At 71.7% G+C, this 18,322-nt stretch carries 15 protein-coding genes and 3 pseudogenes; 8 read left to right on the forward strand and 10 right to left on the reverse strand.

Translation table 11 applies throughout. From position 1 onward, the window contains the following. The first annotated feature begins 28 nt into the window (after positions 1–28). Positions 29–1,166 (forward strand): annotated as a pseudogene (locus tag ACIBK0_RS42855) (IS200/IS605 family accessory protein TnpB-related protein). Positions 1,167–1,175: 9 nt separating this feature from the next. On the opposite strand, the gene ACIBK0_RS42860 reads toward ACIBK0_RS42855, so the two are convergent. Further along, positions 1,176–1,802, reverse strand: a complete 627-nt coding sequence (locus ACIBK0_RS42860; protein ID WP_399092889.1) for a dihydrofolate reductase family protein — start codon at positions 1,800–1,802, stop codon at positions 1,176–1,178. Positions 1,803–1,879: 77 nt separating this feature from the next. Further along, positions 1,880–2,014 (reverse strand): annotated as a pseudogene (locus ACIBK0_RS42865) (AIM24 family protein); the annotation flags it as partial. Between the two features lie 63 nt (positions 2,015–2,077). Between ACIBK0_RS42865 and ACIBK0_RS42870 the strand changes: the two are divergent. After that, complete coding sequence (locus tag ACIBK0_RS42870) at positions 2,078–2,845, forward strand: SDR family oxidoreductase (protein ID WP_399092892.1); 768 nt, start codon at positions 2,078–2,080, stop codon at positions 2,843–2,845. A 106-nt stretch (positions 2,846–2,951) separates the two neighbouring features. On the opposite strand, the gene alc is transcribed toward ACIBK0_RS42870, so the two are convergent. Next, complete coding sequence (gene alc, locus ACIBK0_RS42875; protein WP_399092895.1) at positions 2,952–4,067, reverse strand: allantoicase; 1,116 nt, start codon at positions 4,065–4,067, stop codon at positions 2,952–2,954. 58 nt (positions 4,068–4,125) lie between these two features. Then, positions 4,126–5,466: an allantoinase AllB gene (gene allB / locus ACIBK0_RS42880; protein ID WP_399092898.1), complete on the reverse strand. Its 1,341-nt coding sequence runs from the start codon at positions 5,464–5,466 to the stop codon at positions 4,126–4,128. Between the two features lie 326 nt (positions 5,467–5,792). Here allB and ACIBK0_RS42885 point away from each other — a divergent pair, with 326 nt between their 5' ends. Then, a complete protein-coding gene (locus ACIBK0_RS42885; RefSeq protein WP_399092901.1) occupies positions 5,793–6,596 on the forward strand; it encodes an IclR family transcriptional regulator in 804 nt (267 codons plus the stop codon). Between the two features lie 13 nt (positions 6,597–6,609). Here the strand turns inward: ACIBK0_RS42885 and ACIBK0_RS42890 are convergent, their stop codons facing one another. Both ACIBK0_RS42890 and ACIBK0_RS42895 read right to left on the reverse strand, forming a co-directional pair. Then, positions 6,610–7,359 (reverse strand): ABC transporter ATP-binding protein, encoded by a 750-nt coding sequence (locus tag ACIBK0_RS42890; protein ID WP_399092904.1) that lies wholly within the window; start codon positions 7,357–7,359, stop codon positions 6,610–6,612. Positions 7,360–7,562: 203 nt separating this feature from the next. Then, positions 7,563–8,600, reverse strand: coding sequence for an ABC transporter permease (locus ACIBK0_RS42895; protein WP_399092907.1), 1,038 nt, complete (start codon positions 8,598–8,600; stop codon positions 7,563–7,565). A 179-nt stretch (positions 8,601–8,779) separates the two neighbouring features. On the opposite strand from ACIBK0_RS42895, the pseudogene ACIBK0_RS42900 reads away from it, so the two are divergent. Together ACIBK0_RS42900 and ACIBK0_RS42905 are read left to right on the forward strand one after the other, a co-directional pair. Further along, positions 8,780–9,967, forward strand: a pseudogene (locus tag ACIBK0_RS42900) (sensor histidine kinase); the annotation flags it as partial. Positions 9,968–10,224: 257 nt separating this feature from the next. Beyond that, positions 10,225–10,854, forward strand: coding sequence for a response regulator (locus ACIBK0_RS42905; protein ID WP_399092910.1), 630 nt, complete (start codon positions 10,225–10,227; stop codon positions 10,852–10,854). An 18-nt stretch (positions 10,855–10,872) separates the two neighbouring features. On the opposite strand, the gene ACIBK0_RS42910 is transcribed toward ACIBK0_RS42905, so the two are convergent. Next, complete coding sequence (locus ACIBK0_RS42910; protein WP_399092913.1) at positions 10,873–11,193, reverse strand: DUF5955 family protein; 321 nt, start codon at positions 11,191–11,193, stop codon at positions 10,873–10,875. 210 nt (positions 11,194–11,403) lie between these two features. Here ACIBK0_RS42910 and ACIBK0_RS42915 point away from each other — a divergent pair, with 210 nt between their 5' ends. Together ACIBK0_RS42915 and aceB are read left to right on the forward strand one after the other, a co-directional pair. Next, complete coding sequence (locus ACIBK0_RS42915) at positions 11,404–12,003, forward strand: NTP transferase domain-containing protein (RefSeq protein WP_399092916.1); 600 nt, start codon at positions 11,404–11,406, stop codon at positions 12,001–12,003. A 196-nt stretch (positions 12,004–12,199) separates the two neighbouring features. Continuing rightward, positions 12,200–13,834: a malate synthase A gene (aceB, locus tag ACIBK0_RS42920; RefSeq protein ID WP_399092919.1), complete on the forward strand. Its 1,635-nt coding sequence runs from the start codon at positions 12,200–12,202 to the stop codon at positions 13,832–13,834. Between the two features lie 4 nt (positions 13,835–13,838). Here aceB and ACIBK0_RS42925 read toward each other — a convergent pair whose 3' ends face one another. The 3 genes from ACIBK0_RS42925 to ACIBK0_RS42935 all read right to left on the reverse strand — a co-directional run bounded on the left by ACIBK0_RS42925 (position 13,839) and on the right by ACIBK0_RS42935 (position 16,645). Next, positions 13,839–14,114 (reverse strand): SelT/SelW/SelH family protein, encoded by a 276-nt coding sequence (locus ACIBK0_RS42925; RefSeq protein ID WP_399092922.1) that lies wholly within the window; start codon positions 14,112–14,114, stop codon positions 13,839–13,841. Next, on the reverse strand, positions 14,111–15,025 hold the full coding sequence (locus ACIBK0_RS42930; protein ID WP_399092925.1) for a HipA family kinase: 915 nt from the start codon (positions 15,023–15,025) through the stop codon (positions 14,111–14,113). Before ACIBK0_RS42930 ends, ACIBK0_RS42925 begins: the two co-directional genes overlap by 4 nt. Before the next feature lie 102 nt (positions 15,026–15,127). Then, on the reverse strand, positions 15,128–16,645 hold the full coding sequence (locus ACIBK0_RS42935) for an IucA/IucC family protein (protein WP_399092928.1): 1,518 nt from the start codon (positions 16,643–16,645) through the stop codon (positions 15,128–15,130). 100 nt (positions 16,646–16,745) lie between these two features. Here ACIBK0_RS42935 and ACIBK0_RS42940 point away from each other — a divergent pair, with 100 nt between their 5' ends. Beyond that, positions 16,746–18,269: an IucA/IucC family protein gene (locus ACIBK0_RS42940; RefSeq protein ID WP_399092931.1), complete on the forward strand. Its 1,524-nt coding sequence runs from the start codon at positions 16,746–16,748 to the stop codon at positions 18,267–18,269. Positions 18,270–18,322 lie beyond the last annotated feature (53 nt).

The following is an 18,322-nucleotide window of genomic DNA, read 5'->3' on the forward strand; positions in this document are numbered from 1 at the left end:
TCTTCGGTGTCGGGCAGGGGGCGAGAGGATGGGTGGGCTGCGCGAGGTGGCAGCGCCGTTCGTCGCCCTCGGCCCGTCGGGCGTCGCTGTCCGCGCCCGGCTCAAGCATCTGACACCCGGGGACGAGAAGGTGCTGCGGCTGGTCGGCGACCATCTCGGCACGCTGGCCGGGCGGGACCTCAAGGCCCGGTGCGCCGCCGGGCTGGGGCACGACGCGGACGCGTGGGCGCAGCGCAAGCGGGCCCTGACGGAGGAGTCGTCCTCGCGCTGGGCCGGGTCGATGTCGCGTCGCTTTCCCTCACCGGGGCCAGGAGTGGGCCGACCGCATCGCTGTGAACCGGGCGGTGACGTACCGCATACACGAGGACGTCCAGCGGGGCCGCTGGTATCTGACCGCCTCCTGGACCATCCCGCCGGTCCAGACCGTGCCCCTGGCCCAGGCACGGGCGGGCGGCCTGGTCGGCGTCGACACCAACGCCGACCATTTCGCCGCCTGGCGGCTCGACGTCCACGGCAACCCGGTCGGCCGGCCGCACCGCTTCGACTACGACCTGTCCGGCACCGCCGCCCACCGCGACGCCCAGGTCCGCCACGCCCTGATCCGGCTGCTGCACTTCGCCCAGCGGCACAGCCTGGCCATCGCGGTCGAGGACCTGGACTTCGCCACGGACAAGACGCGGGAGAAGCACGGACGCCGCAAGAAGTTCCGCCGGCTCATCTCCGGCATGCCCGTGGCCCGGCTGCGGGCCCGGCTGGTGTCGATGGCCGCCGAACTCGGCATCCCCGTCGTCGCCGTCGATCCCGCCTACACCAGCAAGTGGGGCGCCCAGCACTGGCAGAAACCCCTCACCACGAAGAACAGGAAGACCACTCGCCACGACGCGGCAGCGGTGGCGATCGGCAGGCGCGCCCTGGGGCACCCGATCCGGCGACGGACGGCACCGCCCCCGCACGACCGGAGCGATCGTGTGGGGCATCGGACCGTCCAGGCCGAACCGGTGGCCTTGGGGCGTGAGGGAACCCGCCCCCGTATGCCCGGACCACGGACACGATCCGTGTGCGCCGGATACGGAGTGAAAGCGGAGGACCAGTGTGCCCAGCACCGTTCGGGGCACGCGGCTGAGCATGGGTTCTGGCAACAGGACTCACTTCCGCTCAGTCTTTAGGAACGGTGACTAGGCGTTTTCCGGGAGCTCGTACGAGCCGTACTCCGGGCGGCCCGCCGGGTCGTACGACTGGATGGAGACCCCGGCGGCGGTGACGCGGCCGCCGGTGTGCCGGAAGGCCGTCGGGACGGCGCCCTCGGGGAACAGGCGCAGACCGGTGCCGAGTACGACCGGGAAGGTCAGTACGTGGATCGTGTCGACGAGGTCCAGGGCGAGCAGGGACTGGACGAGGGCTCCGCTGCCGTGAACCTGGAGCTCGCCGTCGGTGCGCTCCTTCAGGGCGGTGACCTCTTTGGCGAGGTCACCGCCGATCACGGTCGTGCCGGCCCAGTCCGGCTCGGTGAGGCTCGATGAGGCGACGTACTTCGGCAGCGCGTTGAGCTTGGAGGCGACCGGGTCGGCCGGGTCGGTCACCTTCGGCCAGAACGAAGCGAAGATGTCGTACGTACGCCGGCCGAGCAGGAACGCGCCCACGCCGTCGAAGACCTCGTTGATGAACCGGCCGAAGTCGTCGTCGCCGTACGGGAAACTCCAGCCGCCCTGCTCGAAGCCGCCGCGAGGGTCCTCCTGGGGTCCGCCGGGGGCCTGGTAGACGCCGTCGAGAGTGACGAAGATGGTGGAGACGAGCTTGCCCATGGCGGGTGCCTGCTTTCTGATGCGGGGTCCGTTGTCATCACTTCAGACCCCGCCCGCCCCCGCAACTCATCGCTGCACCCGGCGTGCGTCGAGAACATTCCTCCGGCCGGGCCCTGCTTGTCGCCGCCCTGGGCCTTCCTCAGGGCGTTGGCGAGGCTTTCGACGGTGCGTGACTGCAGGATCACACGCCCGTTGCCCTCCAGGGCGGCCAGGAACCCGAGTTCGGTGTCCGTTCGCCGCCAGCACCTCGCTGCCCGGGCCGCTGGGATGGACGCATGACCTCACAAGGAACCACGACTTCGCAAGCGACAATGAACGGCAAGGTGGCCCTGGTGACCGGCGGGAGCCGGGGCATAGGCGCCGCAACGGCGGCCCGGCTCGCGCGGGCAGGAGCGGACATCGCCCTCACCTACGTGAACGGCAAGGAGGGGGCCGAGGACGTCGTACGAGCCGTAGAGGCCCTGGGGCGGCGCGGGCTCGCGCTGCGGGCGGACTCCGCGGACCCGGAGGAGGCCGGCGGCGCCGTGCGACGGGTGGTGGAGACGCTCGGCGGCCTCGACATCCTGGTGAACAACGTGGGCATCGGCCTGCTCGCCCCTTTGGAGAGCCTGTCCCTCGCCGATGTCGACCGGGTCCTGTCCGTGAACGTACGCGGTGTCTTCCTCGCCTCCCAGGCCGCCGCCGCCCACATGGACCGCGGCGGGCGGATCATCACCGTCGGCACGTGTATGACACAGCGGGTGCCCGGGCCCGGCGGAACCCTGTACGCGACGAGCAAGTCCGCCCTGATCGGTCTGACCAAGGCTCTGGCGCGCGAGTTGGGTGATCGTGGCATCACCGCGAACATCGTGCATCCAGGGCCGATCGACACGGACATGAATCCGGCGGACGGGCCGCATGCCGCGGGCCAGGCGGCGATGACGGCGCTGGGGCGGTTCGGGGCGGCGGGTGAGGTGGCGTCGGTGGTGGCCTATCTGGCGGGGGCGGAGGCGGCGTACGTCACGGGGGCGGAGTTCGCGGTGGACGGGGGGTACGCGGCGTAGGGGCGGCCTGATTCGCCTCCTCCGCCCCTACCCGTCCCGTCCGTCCCTGGGGGCTGCGCCCCCGGCCCCGCGCCAAAAGACTGCGCAGTTCCCCGCGCCCCTGAAGTCAGCCGCCGAGTTCCTGGTGGCGGGCCGCCAGGCGGGATGCGCCCTCGGCCGTCAGGGAGCCGTACAGGCGCAGTCGGGAGATGCCGCCGTCGGGGAAGATGTCCACGCGCGCGTGGGTGGCGACGGTGTTGGCCGCGAGGGTGAAGCGGTGGTTGGTGTCGGGCTGGAGGCGGGTGCGGGGGAGGATTTCCGTCCAGTCGCCGTCGGCGCCGTTCTTCACCGACACCGACGCCCACCCGGCCGAGTTGCCCTTCAAGTACGCCGTGTCGATCTCGATCGCACGGATCTCGGACTGGCCGACGAGCTGGTACCGGATCCAGTCGTTCCCGGTGTCGCGGCGGCGACGCGTCTCCCAGCCGTCGTCCATCTTGCGGGACCGGCCCGGCTGGATGGTGTTGGTGGCGGGCGAGTAGAAGAGGTTGGACGCGTCCTCGACCTGACCGCCGTTCTCCAGGGCGACGACGTCGAAGGTGCCGAGGACCGACAGCCACGTCGGGTCGGGCACGACCTCGCCGTACACCCGCAGGCGGGCGATACCGCCGTCGGGGTGCTGGTTGACGCGCAGGTGCGTGAAGCGCTGCTCGACGGCGACGGCGAAGCCGTTCGCCGCGTGGCCGCCGACCGCCGTGCGCGGCACGAGCGTCGTCCACTTCACGTCGTCGGCGAGGAGTTCCTCGGGAGACGGGGAGCCGGGTACCGACGCACCCTCGACCGACACCGCCTGCGGGTAGTTGCCGCGGAAGTGGGCCGTGTCGACCACGATCCCGCGGATCACGCCGGGCGCGCCGAGGCGGACCAGCGCCCAGTCGTGGTCCTCCGCCGTGGGCCACGGATGTTCTGCCGAGGCGCCACGGCGCCGCCGCGTCTCCCAGCCGTCCATGATCTTGCCCTTGTGGCCGAAGTGCTCGGGGTCGAACTCGGCGGCCTCGGGCACGAGAAGGTTCTCCCGCTGGGCGAAGAACTCGTCGTTGGCGGCGATGACACCCGCGCCGAGCTGCCGGTCGGCGAGGTTGGCGTACTGGGTGAAGGGGAAGTCGGCGGTGCGGTAGTCCGCGTACGGGTCGCCTCCTCCGTAGGGGTTCGCGTCGCCGGTGAAATGAGGTATCGCCGTCACGGTGATCAGGTCTGCCTTTCGAGGGTCGGCCGCTGCGGGTGCGGGGCGGGTGCGCGATTTACGGGTGGCGGGTCAGGAGCTGTCCGGTCGGCTCGCCGAACTCGCCCTCGGCCACGATGCGTTCGCCGCGCAGCCAGGTGGACTTGACGACGCCGCTGAGGGTCTTGCCCGCGTACGCCGTGACGTGGTTGCGGTGCTGGAGCGCCGCGGGGTCCACGGTGAAGGTCTCGTCGGGCGCGAGGACCGCGAAGTCGGCGTCGCGGCCGGCCTCGATGGCGCCCTTGCGGTCGTCGAGGCCGACCAGCTGCGCGGTGCGCGAGGACATCCAGCGGACCACGTCCTCCAGGCCGTGGCCGCGCTTGCGGGCCTCCGTCCAGACGGCGGAGAGGCTGAGCTGCAGGCCGGAGATGCCGCCCCACGCGGTGGCGAAGTCGTCGGTCTTCAGGTCGGCCGTCGACGGCGAGTGGTCGGTGACGACGCAGTCGATGGTGCCCTCGGCGAGCGCCCGCCACAGCAGGTCCTGGTTGGCGGCCTCACGGATGGGCGGGCAGCACTTGAACTCGCTGGCACCGTCGGGGACTTCCTCGGCGGTGAGCGTCAGGTAGTGCGGGCAGGTCTCCACGGTGAGCCGTACGCCCTCGGCCTTGGCGGCGGCGATCAGCGGCAGCGCGTCACTGGACGACAGGTGCAGCACGTGCACGCGCGCGTCGAGCCGCTTGGCCTGGGCGATGAGGTTCTCGATGGCGGTGTCCTCGGCGTCGCGCGGGCGCGAGGCGAGGAAGTCGGCGTATTTCTGGCCACCCTTCTGCGGGGCGGCGGCGAGGTGGTGCGGGTCCTCGGCGTGCACGATCAGCAGGCCGCCGAAGCCGGCGATCTCGGCGAGGGACTGGGCGAGCTGGTCCTGGTCCAGCTCGGGGAACTCGTCCACGCCCGAGGGCGACAGGAACGCCTTGAAGCCGTAGACGCCCGCGTCGTGCAGCGGCCGCAGGTCCTTGACGTTGCCGGGCAGGGCGCCGCCCCAGAAGCCGACGTCGATGTGCGCCTTGGAGCGGGCGACGTCCTTCTTGGTACGGAGGTTGTCGACCGTCGTCGTCGGCGGGAGGGAGTTGAGCGGCATGTCGACGAGGGTGGTGATGCCACCGGCGGCCGCGGCGCGCGTCGCGGTCCAAAAGCCCTCCCACTCCGTGCGGCCAGGGTCGTTCACATGGACGTGGGTGTCGACGAGGCCGGGCAGCAGGACATCGTCGCCGAAGTCCTCGAAGCGTGCACCGGCCGGTACCTCGGCGTCGTGCGCGAGCACGGCCGTGATCTTCCCCGCGGCGACCGCGACCGATGCGGCGCGCGTCCCTTCGGGAGTGATGACGCGCGTCGAGCGCAGCACCAGTTCGACGTCGGACACCCGGACCCCTCTCTCTGCCGCTGTTGACTCCCGATACCGCGGGTTCACGTCCACGTAACGAAATTCAACGTTCTGTTGAAGGAGTCTTCACTCCGGCCTTCGCACAGTCAAGGGCACACCCCTCCACTCTGCCCCCGCTGCACAACCTCTGGACGTTTCCACAAGGCGGAATTAGAATTCCGTGAAGCAGAACGTAGCTACACACAACCAGGCAGTCAACCGACTGCCGGGTAGGCTGCATCTGCCCACCCGATCACCCGCCACCACCCTCTTCGAGGCCCTGCGGGCCGCACCTCTCGATTCTGAGCCTTGAAAGGACCGCGCCCGTGCCGACGTCCAGCGCCAGCACCACCGACGCCGCCAAAACATCCGCCCCCAGTGGCGGCGTCCAGTCCCTCGAGCGCGCCTTCGACCTGCTCGAGCGTATGGCGGACGCCGGGGGCGAGGTCGGCCTGAGCGAGCTCTCCGCGAGCAGCGGCCTGCCGCTGCCCACCATCCACCGGCTCATGCGCACGCTGGTGGCCTGCGGATACGTACGCCAGCAGCCCAACCGCCGATACGCGCTCGGCCCCCGCCTGATCCGGCTCGGTGAGTCCGCCTCCCGACTGCTCGGCACCTGGGCCCGCCCCTACCTGGCACGCCTCGTGGAGGAGACCGGCGAGACGGCGAACATGGCGCTGCTCGACGGGGACGAGATCGTCTACGTCGCGCAGGTGCCGTCGAAGCACTCGATGCGGATGTTCACCGAGGTGGGCCGTCGCGTGCTGCCGCACTCCACGGGCGTGGGCAAGGCGCTGCTCGCGCACACCCCGGCCGACGAGGTGCGCGCGCTGCTGGCCCGTACGGGCATGCCCGCCGCGACGGAGAAGACCATCACCACGCCTGACGGCTTCCTCGACGCACTCGACGAGGTGCGCCGGCTCGGCTACGCGGTCGACGACAACGAGCAGGAGATAGGGGTCCGCTGCCTGGCCGTCTCCGTGCCCGACTCCCCCACCGCCGCCGCCATTTCGATCTCCGGCCCGGCGGGCCGTGTCACCGAGGCGGCCACGGACAAGATCGTGCCCGTGCTGCAGCAGGTCGCGGTCGAGCTGTCGGAGGCGCTGGCGAGCTCGGGGCCCGGGGCCTGATCGGGCCGTCCCCTCAGGCGCCGGCCGCCTGTCGCCGATCATCCGTTGTCGGCCGTCTGTCGCCGGCCCGCCGTTCCCGGTCGTCCGCCGCCCGCCGAGGCGGCGCGTCGATCCGGCCGTCGGCCATCTCCCGTACCGCGTCCGCCTCCCCGAGGTGGGCGCGGTCGTGCGTCACCAGGACGGTGGCGGTGGCGCGCTCCCGGGTGAGCCGGACCAGGAGGTCCAGGACGGCCGCGCCCCGCTCGTGGTCGAGCGCGCTGGTCGGTTCGTCGACGAGGAGCACGGACGGCTCGTTGACCAGCGCGCGGGCGATGTTCACGCGCTGCCGCTGACCGCCGGAGAGCTGGTGCGGCCGCCGGTGCGCCAGCTCCGCGAGCCCCACCGCGGCCAGCAACTCCCTTGCTCGGTCCGCCACGTGGCGTCGTCCGTCGAGGTGGCCCATCACCTGGAGCTGTTCCAGCGCCGTCAGCGAGGGCAGCAGGTTCGGCTGCTGGAAGACGATGCCGATCTCCCGCCGCCGCAGCACGGCTCGCTCGGCGGGGCTCAGCGTCCCCGTCTCCGTACCGCTCACGAGGACGCGTCCGTGGTCCGGCGTGGCCAGGGTCGCGGCGACGGCGAGCAGGCTGGACTTGCCGGAGCCGGACGGGCCGACGATCGCCGTCATGGTCCCGGCCGGGGCGTCGAGGCCGACCCGGTCGAGGGCGGTCAGGCGGCCCTCGCCGTCCGGATAGGTAAGCGTGATGTCGTCCAGAGTCAGGCTCATCGGTCTCTTCCCAGCGTGGTCATCAAGTACTTCCCGGCGTGGTCAACGGGGGCTTCGCGGCGTGGACATCAGGCACTTCCCGGCGTGGTCAACGGGGGCTTCGCGGCGTGGTAGTCGAGCACTCCCCGGCGTGGTCATCAGGCACTTTTCGGCGCGGTCAACGAGCGCTTCGCGGCGTGGTCAACGGGCGCTTCGCGACGTGATCATCGAGCGCTCCCCAGCGCGGTCAGCGGGTCGACGGCTGTGATCCGTCGGATGGACAGGCCCGCGCCGAGCGCCCCCAGAGCGATCATCACGGCGGCGGGCCCGAGGACTGTCGGCGTGTCGAGAAGGAACGGCACATCGCCACCCCGCACGAGTCCGCCGATGGCGGTGGCGAGCCCCGTGCCGAGGAGCGTCCCGGCCGTGAGCATCAGCACTGCCTGCCCGAGCGCGTCGCGCAGCAGATACGGCGTCGAGGCGCCCAGTGCCTTCAGTACGGCGATGTCGCCGGAGCGCTGGATCGTCCAGACCGTGAAGAACGCCCCTATGACGAGCGCCGAGATGACGAAGAGGAATCCGCGCATGAGCTGCAGCGAGCCGTTCTCCGCGCGGTAGGAGCCGATCGCGGTGAGGGCGGCGTCCTTGGTGAGGGTCTTGGTACCGGCGACCCGGTCCCCCGCCGTGAGGTCGGTTCCGTCGGTGCGGAGGGCGACCACGGTGGCGTCACCGGACAGGGCCGTCCACACCACCGGTGTATGGCTGTACGAGGCGTCGCCCGCGACCGCCGCGACGGTCCGCTCGGTGCCGCCGAGCCGTACGCGGTCGCCGACCTCGACGCGGAGTTCACCGGCGGCCTTCTCGGAGAGCACGATCCGGTCGGGGCCGACGCCGCGGGGAGCGATCCCGGAGCCCGGCTCGACGGCGAAGGTCGACACCGCGGCCGTACGGTTCCCGGCGACCGCGTTCAGCGTGCGCACGCCGATCGGCTCCGCCGAGATGATGCCCGGACGCTCGGCCCAGGTCCGCCAAGCGCGCGGGGGCACCGTCGAGCCGGTGAAGGTCACCGACTGGCCGTCGGGCGGCACGGCGAAGGCGAGGTGGTCGGCGGGCAGGCCGGTGATCGCCGAAGTGTTCTCCTCGGCGAGCCCGGCGGTCAGCCCGGACAGCAGCCCCACGAGCAGGGTGATCAACACGACCACGGCCCCCATGAGGGTGAACCGCCCCTTGGCGAACCGGAGGTCTCTCCATGCGACGAACATGCCCCCACCCTGCGGCCCGGGCCGCGTCCGGGGCATCGCGCCACGGCACGGTTCACCCGAATCGAAGGAGCGAGCCGGGTCTGTCGAAGGGCGGAACCCCGCGCCGCCGAAGTACGCACCCCACATTCAAACTTTCGGTTGACCGGGCCCCGCCCGGCCCCGCCTACCCTGGAACGACCATGGACGTCCGCCGCCACTCCCCCGTCGTCGCCACCCTGCGCCTGTGCCTGTACGCGCTGCTCGCGGGGCTCCTCGCGCTGGCCGCGGTCCGTTCCGGGGACAGCGCGCAGCCCCTGGCCGTCGTGCTGTCGGCCCTCGGGACGGGCACGGTGTTCGCGGCGGGCGTGTGCACCCCGGCGGTGCACCGCTCTCGGCGTACGGCCGCGGTGTGGCTGGCCGCCCTGAGCGCGAGCTGGCTGGTGCTCCTCACCCTGTCGCCGGACGGCCTGTGGGTGGCGTTCCCGCTCTACTTCCTGCAGTTGCACCTGCTGCCCGTGCGCTGGAGTCTGCCCGCGGTCGCCCTGACCGCCGCGGCGGCCATCGCGAGCTTCCTGGCGCACGGTTCGCACATCACGCCGGGCGCCTTCATCGGCCCGCTCCTCGGGGCGGCGGTCGCGGTGGCCACGGTCCTCGGGTACGAGGCGCTGTACCGGGAGAGCGAGCGCCGCCGGGAGCTCATCGAGGAGCTGATCGCCACCCGCGCCGAGCTGGCCGACGCCGAGCGCACCGCGGGCACGCTCGCCGAGCGGGAGCGGCTCGCTCACGAGATCCACGACACGCTCGCGCAGGGCCTGTCCAGCATCCAGCTGCTGCTGCGCGCCGCCCAGCGCCTGCTGCCCGCGGACTCCCGGGCGGCCCCGCACATCGAACAGGCCCGCTCGACGGCCCAGGACAACCTCGCCGAGGCCCGCCGCTTCGTCCGCGCCCTCACCCCGCCCGACCTCGAACGCGGTTCGCTCGCCGGAGCCCTGGAGCGGCTGTGCCGGTCGGCCGCCGTCGACACCCCGAGGATCCACTTCTCGGTGAGCGGCCCCCCGGCCGAGCTCCCGACCCCGTACGAAGTGGCCCTCCTGCGGATCGCCCAGTCGGCCCTCGGCAACACGCTGCGCCACGCGCGCGCAGGCCGCGCCGAGATCACCCTCAGCTTCATGGACACGGCGGTCGCCCTGGATGTCGTGGACGACGGCGTGGGCTTCGCCCCCGATACCGTGCGGCCCGAGGGGGCCCGCGAGGACGGCGGTTTCGGTCTTCCCGCGATGCGCTCGCGCGCGGAGTCGCTGGGCGGGACGTTCACCGTCGAGTCGGCGCCGGGCCAGGGCACGGCGGTGGCGGTCACACTCCCGCTGCCCATCACCGGGAACCCGGCCGGTACGGAGAAGCCGACCGGTACCGGAAAGCCGACCCTCACCGAGGAGCCGACCGGTACGGGAGCGTCGCCCGTCCCCAAGAAGCCAACCGGTACTGCAGAACCGCCCGCCACCCGGAAGCCGACCAGTACCGGAGAACCGCCCGCCACCCGGAAGCCGACCAGTGCGGGAGAGCCCGCCGTCGCCGGAGATCCGGCCCTCACCAGGGACCGAGTGCCCCTCCGGCTCCCCTCCGCGCGTTCCGTCGGGAGCCGCGCATGACCATCCGTCTGCTGCTCGCGGACGACCATCCCGTCGTACGCGCCGGGCTGCGCGCCGTCCTGTCCGCGGAGCCGGACTTCGAGATCGTCGCGGAGGCACCGACGGCGGAGGCGGCGGTCGACCGCGCCGGAGCGGGCGGCGTCGACGTCGTGCTCATGGACCTGCAGTTCGGTCCCGGCATGCACGGCGCGCAGGCCACTGCGGCGATCACGGCCCGCCCCGGCGCGCCCCGCGTCCTGGTGCTGACCACCTACGACACCGACGCGGACATCCTCGCGGCGGTCGAGGCGGGCGCGGCCGGCTACCTCCTCAAGGACGCCCCACCCGAGGAGCTGTCCGCCGCGGTCCGCACCGCCGCCTCGGGCCACTCTGCTCTCGCTCCCTCGGTCGCCGACCGCCTGATGGACCGGATGCGCACCCCGGCGGCCGCCCTGAGCCGCCGCGAACTGGAGGTACTAGAACTGGTCAAGGACGGTCTCTCCAACCATCAGATCAGCAAGCGACTGTTCCTGAGTCAGGCGACAGTGAAGTCCCATCTGGTGCACATCTACGCCAAGTTGGGCGTGGATTCGCGCACGGCGGCGGTGGCGGTGGCCACGGAGCGAGGGGTCATCCGGAGAGGCTGAACCGGCCGAGCCGGAGGTCTACGGCTGTCGCCGCGGCGCTTCTCCGAACAGCTCCACCGCGCTGCGGACATCGGCGAGGCTCGTCGCCAGTGCGCTGACCGAGCCGATCGCGCCCGCGATCAGGAGCAGGGAGCGACGCAGCCGGGGGATCTCGGGGATGCCGCTGACGGCCATCGCGGCGAGGGCCGCGAGTTCGTCCTCGGCTATGCCGCGGTCGGGGAACTCGGCCGGGTGCGCGGCGAGTGCACGGCGCAGCCGGGAGACGGCGGTGCTCAGTTCCGCCACCCTCGGATCCTCGTCCCTGCCGGTCACTGGCCTCTGCCCCAAGCTCCGCAACACAGCTCTCCCCCTCGCACGCCTTCGTGCGTCAGTCCTTCGTACGTCGGCCCCAGCTCCCCTTGGCGGTGGTCGGGCGCCGGGGGACGCGGGCCAGTAAACGCCACCCCGTGCGCCCGGCGCCACTCCGCGGACCGAAATTCAGCCCATGGTCACCACAGGGCCCGCCCTGGTTCCGGGGCGCGCTCCGGCAGGGTCGGGTATGCAGGGGACATGACGGAGAACAAAGACCAGGTGGCCGGGCTGTTGTTGGCGGCCGGCGGCGGACGGCGCCTCGGAGGTCGCCCCAAGGCACTCCTGTCCCACCGGGGGCGCCCCCTTGTCGAACACGCGGTCGACGTCCTGCGTGCGGGGGGCTGCACCCGGGTCCATGTGGTGCTGGGCGCCCAGGCCGACGCCGTACGGGAGCGGGCGGAACTGCCGGGCTGCGTCCTCGTCGACAACCCGGAGTGGGAGGAGGGGATGGGCTCCTCGCTGCGGGCGGGACTGGACTCGCTGGCCGGCACGGGGGCGCGGGCCGCTCTGGTGTCACTCGTCGATCAGCCCGGGATCGGGCAGGAGGCGGTGGCCCGGGTACTGGCCGCCTACGAGTCGCCCCTGTCACTCGCGGCGGCGGCGTACCACGGAGAGCGCGGCCACCCGGTGCTCTTCGGCGCCGGGCACTGGGCCGGGATCGCGGCGACCGCCACCGGTGACCGCGGGGCACGCGCCTACCTGAAGGCGCACGAGGACGCGATCACGCTCGTCGAGTGCGGCGATGTGGCACAGGCGTACGACATCGACACGGAAGGCGATCTGATCCACCTTGAGTAAGCATGGTGGCACCGAGCGCCACCTTGCCTCGACTCAGAGAATCTCGACATCAACAAACCATTGAACTTCCACCATGAGGAAACTAGTATCCACTGCTCAGAAGCGCTGGACCGCCCCGAAGGCGCGGTCAGCCGCATCCGGTGCCCGTGGCACCCAGTGCCGTAAGTACGCAGCTCGCTGAAGGAAGTGACAGCTCATGTCCGCACCAGCGCCGTCCCCGCTGGCCATCGTCGACGCCGAGCCCCTGCCCCGGCAGGAAGAGGTCCTCACCGAAGCGGCCCTCGCCTTCGTGGCCGAGCTGCACCGGCTGTTCACGCCCCGGCGTGACGAGCTCCTCGCCCGCCGCGCGCAGCGCCGCGCCGAGATCGCCCGCACCTCCACGCTCGACTTCCTTCCGGAGACCGCCGCGATCCGCGCGGACGACTCCTGGAAGGTGGCTCCCGCTCCGGCCGCCCTGAACGACCGTCGTGTCGAGATCACCGGCCCCACCGACCGCAAGATGACCATCAACGCCCTCAACTCGGGCGCCCGGGTGTGGCTCGCGGACTTCGAGGACGCCTCCGCGCCCACCTGGGAGAACGTGGTCCTCGGCCAGCTCAACCTGATCGACGCGTACACCCGGAACATCGACTTCACCGACCCGAAGTCCGGCAAGTCGTACGCCCTGAAGGCGAACGACGAGCTCGCGACGGTCGTCATGCGGCCGCGCGGCTGGCACCTGAACGAGCGCCACCTCCTCGACGCGGACGGCAAGCCCGTGCCGGGCGCGCTCGTCGACTTCGGCCTCTACTTCTTCCACAACGCGCAGCGCCTGCTCGACCTCGGCAAGGGCCCGTACTTCTACCTCCCGAAGACCGAGTCCCACCTGGAGGCCCGCCTCTGGAACGACGTCTTCGTCTTCGCGCAGGACTACATCGGCATCCCGCAGGGCACGGTCCGCGCGACCGTCCTGATCGAGACGATCACGGCCGCGTACGAGATGGAGGAGATCCTCTACGAACTCCGCGACCACGCCTCCGGGCTGAACGCAGGCCGCTGGGACTACCTCTTCTCCATCGTCAAGAACTTCCGTGACGGCGGCCAGAAGTTCGTGCTCCCGGACCGCAACGCGGTCACGATGACGGCCCCGTTCATGCGCGCGTACACCGAGCTGCTCGTCCGCACCTGCCACAAGCGCGGTGCGCACGCGATCGGCGGCATGGCGGCGTTCATCCCCTCGCGTCGCGACGAAGAGGTCAACAAGGTTGCCTTCGAGAAGGTCAAGGCCGACAAGGACCGCGAGGCGAACGACGGCTTCGACGGGTCGTGGGTGGCCCACCCGGACCTGGTGCCGATCGCGATGGCCTCCTTCGACGCGGTCCTCGGCGACAAGCCCAACCAGAAGGACCGGCTGCGTGAGGACGTCTCCGTCGCCGCCGGAGACCTGACCGCCATCGATTCCCTGGACGCCAGGCCCACGTACGACGGTCTGGTCAACGCCGTCCAGGTCGGCATCCGCTACATCGAGGCCTGGCTGCGCGGCCTCGGCGCGGTCGCCATCTTCAATCTGATGGAGGACGCGGCCACCGCCGAGATCTCCCGCTCGCAGATCTGGCAGTGGATCAACGCGGGCGTCGAGTTCGAGCACGAAGGAAAGTCCGTGAAGGCCACGCCGGAACTGGCCCGCGAGGTCGCCGCCGAGGAGCTGGCGAACATCCGCGCCGAGATCGGCGAGGAGGCCTTCGCGGCCGGCCACTGGCAGCAGGCCCACGACCTGCTCCTGGAGGTCGCGCTCGACGAGGACTACGCGGACTTCCTGACGCTGCCCGCCTACGAGCAGCTGGCCGGCTGAACCGTCACTTGTCCGAGTGGCCCAGGGACTTTCCCGGGGCCACTCGGTCGCGTACGAGGCGCTTCACCGCGGTGGGTTCCGGGAAGCCCTGCTCCCGCCTGTCCCAGACGACCTCGTCGTCGACCCGTACGACGAAGACACCGCCGGTGCCGGGCTTCAGGGACAGCTCCGTCAGCTCGGTCTCGAACGTCGTGAGCAGTTCCTGGGCCAGCCAGGCGGCGCGAGGCAGCCAGCGGCACTGGGTGCAGTACTCGATCTGAACGCGGTGCATCTCTGTCATCCGAGGTGTACCGACCAATCCTGTTCCGCCGCCGGTTTGCCGTGCAGGTCCGGGACCCGCTTCAGCCAGTCCGGCCGGCCTTCCTGGGTTTTCGCCGCGCGGTGGGCGTCTTCGGCGGCGAGCTCCTCCCGGGTGGGGAAGTCCGTGGGCAGCCAGGCCGCGGAGGCCCGCACGCGGGCATGGAGATAGCCGACGTAGGCCTCGCGCACCGCGTCGGGGGTGGTGAAACCGGGCTCTTCCGTGAGCCAGGCGTCGGGCACCTCGGCCAGGACCGAGCGCAGGAGTTCCTCGGTCACCAAGGGGGCGAGTGCGGCGTCCGCCGCCCGCGTGTCCGGGGTGTGGCCACCGAGGGCGTGGCGCCGGAAGTCGTACGACTTCTCCGGTGCCGAGGCGTCCCAGCGGTGGTGGAAGACCAGGGCGGCGCCGTGGTCGATGAGCCACAGCCGCGGGGGCGCGATGCCGAAGGTGGGCCAGATCATCAGGTTCGAGCTGTGCACCGTGCGGTCCACGTTGACCGTGAGGGCGTCGAGCCAGATCACCTTGCCCGCCTCCAGCGGGTCGACGGGGAACGTCTTGGCGATCTCCGGAGTGAAGTCCTTCGCGCCCGGCAGATAGTCCATGCCGAGGTTGAGGCCGGCGCTGGAGCGCAGGAGGTCCTGGACCTCCTGGTGAGGCTCGTGCTCGCCCACCGCCGGGTCGAAGTGCACGAGGACCAGCTCGGGGAACCTCAGCCCGAGGGCGCGCGCCAGCTCACCGACGATGATCTCGGCGACCAGCGCCTTGCGGCCCTGCGCGGAGCCCGTGAACTTCACGACGTACGTGCCCAGGTCATCGGCCTCGACGACTCCGGGCACGGAGCCGCCCGCCCTCAGCGGGGTCACGTATCGAACAGCGGTCACGTCGCGCAGCACACCGGCCAGCCTAAGGCAGCGGACGGGACAGGTGATCGGCATCTCCGCGCCGCCCGGCCCCGGCCATGATCGCAAGTCACGCCCTTCACTCCGGGCGGACGATCAACTCGACGTCTCCCGCAGCGGGTTGGGCAGCGGCACATACCGCGCGTCCGCGCCGTCCGCGCCCGTCCACCGCAGCAGGAGGTTCGTCTTGCCGGGCAGGGTCGGCGAGGAGAGCAGGTCCGCGATCTCGGGGAGGCCGCGCTCCGTGTCGTAGCGGATCAGCTCCCGTCGTACGGCGGGCCACGGGTCGAGGCCCGGGTGGCGCTCGACGAGGAGCGCGGCGAGTTCGGTGAGGTGGTTGACGATCAGGCAGTACACGAGGCGTTCCCAGCCGGCCGCGCGCGTCACCCCGGACAGCAGCTTCACGCCCTCGGCGTCCCGGAAGAGTGCCTGCACGGGTATGCCGTAGGCGTCGACGGCGACCAGCGAGTTCTGCACATGCGCCTCGACGACGACTCCGTGCCGCGCGAACGCCTCCAGCACCGGGGGCACCATCTGGCGCAGATACGCCGCCCACCAGGAAGAGGGGTCGGTGAGCCGGTCGAGGGGGCTGCCGTCGAAGCCTTCCACCAGGGCGGCCGCGAGGAGCGGGGTCGCGCCCGGCACCAAGTGCTCGTGCAGTCCGTCGCGGACGAGGACGGCAAGTTCCTCGAAGGCGAAGTCGACGGTGCGGTAGCCGCGGTCACTCAGCCAGGCCGCGGGACCCGGCACTGCGGCGAAGGCCGTGGCGGTCGCCTCATCGGTACGCAGCATTTTCAGCAGGTCGTGCCGCCACAGCCGGCGAATGTCGTTGGTGATGCGCACGTCGAGGCTGAACTTCACGAACAGATCGCCCTCGGGCGCGTACAGCGTGCGGACGGCGGCTGTCGGCCACAGGAGCCGTGCGGTGCGCCCCAGGCGTAGCAGCCGGCCGTCCGCGAAGGCGTCCCGGATCTCCGGGCGGGCGCCGACCAGGTCTAGCTGCCAGGGGTGGGCGGGCAGCAGCCGGTAGCCGGGCGGGGTCCTGCCGAGGGCGTCGAGCGCCGTCGTGTCGCCCTCCTCCACGACCGCGTCAGCCCGCACGGCGAGCAGGTCCAGCGGGAAGCGGGCGTACGCCTCGGGCGCGTACGGCAGCCAGCCGGTGACCGGGCCGCCGCCGCGGGCCTTGGGCGCGGGGTGGTGCGGGTGCCCGGTGATCAGGGACTGTTCGGAGCGCAGATACGGGTCCTCGGGCGGTGTCGTGCGGCCGCGCGCGGTGAGCAGCGCGGCCACCGCGTCCCGGCTGTCGATCATCTCGGCGGGCAGCTCGGAGTTGGACAGGCCGGTGCAGCGGCGCAGTTCCTCGGCGGTGAGTTTGACCAGCTCGGGGTGGGTGAGCCGGTGCCAGGCGCCGCCCGCGTAGACCTCGGGTTCCATGGGCCGCCGAGCACCCCGCACGCGCAGCAGTCGGCCACTGGCCCGGAGCCGGAACACGCCCGCGTCCTGCGCGGGCTCCCCCACTTCCCGCAGGAGACAATTGAGCAGTGGCGCGGAGGCGTACGCGTCGGCGGCCTCGTCCGTGTCGCCCCTGTCGAGCGGGGAGAGCTTGGGGGGCATGAGTCCACGCGATCCATTCGTCCATACGGTGCACTGGTGATCAGTATGTCTGCCGTCGCGGACGACCGCGACGCAGTCCCCGTACCCAAGGAGCCCGACCGTGCACCGTCCCCCCACGCCCGAGGCCGAGGCGGCGTTGGCCGACGAGCTGAACGTCGTACGCCCCGGCCTGTCGGCGCCGTACGCGCAGGCGCTGCCCGGCGCCCGGGCGGCCGTGCTGACCCGTCTGTGGCGGGCGCTGGCGCATGAGCCGCTGCCGTGGATCGCGCGCCGCGACCCGGGCCACGACGGTCTCACGCTCCGTCTGACCGACGGCCGCCGGCTGCACGGCCCGTACGCGGACCCGTACGCCACCACCGCGTACGTCACCGAGGTGCGCCTCGACGACAAGGCGTACCTTCACCCGGCCCGGCTCCTGGAAGCCCTCGCGGTCCCGCACGGTCCCGCCTTCGCCGCCGAGCTGGACAACAGCGTGGCCTCCTTGGCGCTGTCCCGCGCGGGGCAGCCGGCCTCGCGCGACGCGGCCGAGTCCGTGCCGAGCCGGACCTGGGAGCAGCGCGTCGTCGACGGGCATCCGTATCACCCCAACTGCCGTTCACGGCCCGGGTTCTCGGCGGCCGAGCAGCTCGCGTACGCGCCGGAGCACCGGCCGCTCGTGGAGCTGGGGCTGGTGGCCGCGGACGACTGCCTCGTCACGGGCGAGTGGCCGAAGTGGCTGCGGGACGGGGAGCGCGTTCTGATTCCGGTCCACCCCTGGCAGTCGGCCCATGTGCTGGACCGGCCGGTCCAGGACAGGCTCACCGCCCATCCGTTGATGTCCCTGCGCACCCTCGCCCTGCCGGACGGCCCGCACGTCAAGACCGCGCTCAGCGCTCGGCTGACCTCCTCGGTGCGCGACATCTCGGTGTACTCGGTCGAAACGGCCGAGACCGTCTCGGCGTTCATGGACGCGGTGGCCGATCGCCTGGACATGCCGCTGCACATCACCCGGACCCTGGGCGCCGTCACCGCCAACAGCCCTGATCTGGCCGCCGTGTTGCGGGAGTCCCCGGACGAGTACGCGCGGCCGGGCGAGCAGGTCGTCCCGGTGGCCGCCCTTCCCCTGACCGGCCTGGCCGAAGACCCCGCCTGGCTGGGCGAGTTCACCCGACTCGTCCTCACCGTCGGGCTGCGGCTGCTCGACCTGGGCGTGGCCCTGGAGGCACACGGTCAGAACCTGTTGGTGGTCCTCTCCCCAGCGGGCACCCCGCTCCGACTGATCTACCGCGACCTGGCCGACATCCGGATCAGCCCGGCCCGCCTGGCCCACCACGGCATCCCGGCCCCGGCGCTGACCGGCCGGATCGTGACGGACGACGAGACCACGCTGCGCCGCAAGCTCTTCGGCTCGCTCGTCGGCGGCACGTTGGGGGCGACGGCGGGTTCGACGGCCGCTCTGCGCGCGGCACTGGACACCGTCGTACGGGATCTGCCGGCCAGCGCCGATCTCGCGGCCCTCCGCGACGAACCGCTGCCCACCAAGGCGTTGACCTTGATGCGCTTGTCGCCGGAAACGCCCGGAGACATCTGGGCGTGGTTGCCCAACCCGCTCGCGGGGCTCGGCTCCGGCGGCCGCACGTCTTGAGGGACGGCTTGAGGCACGCCTCGAGGCAGCACGTTTTGGAGCAGGTTTTGGAG

Source organism: Streptomyces sp. NPDC050564 (assembly GCF_044457265.1).
Lineage (GTDB): Bacteria > Actinomycetota > Actinomycetes > Streptomycetales > Streptomycetaceae > Streptomyces.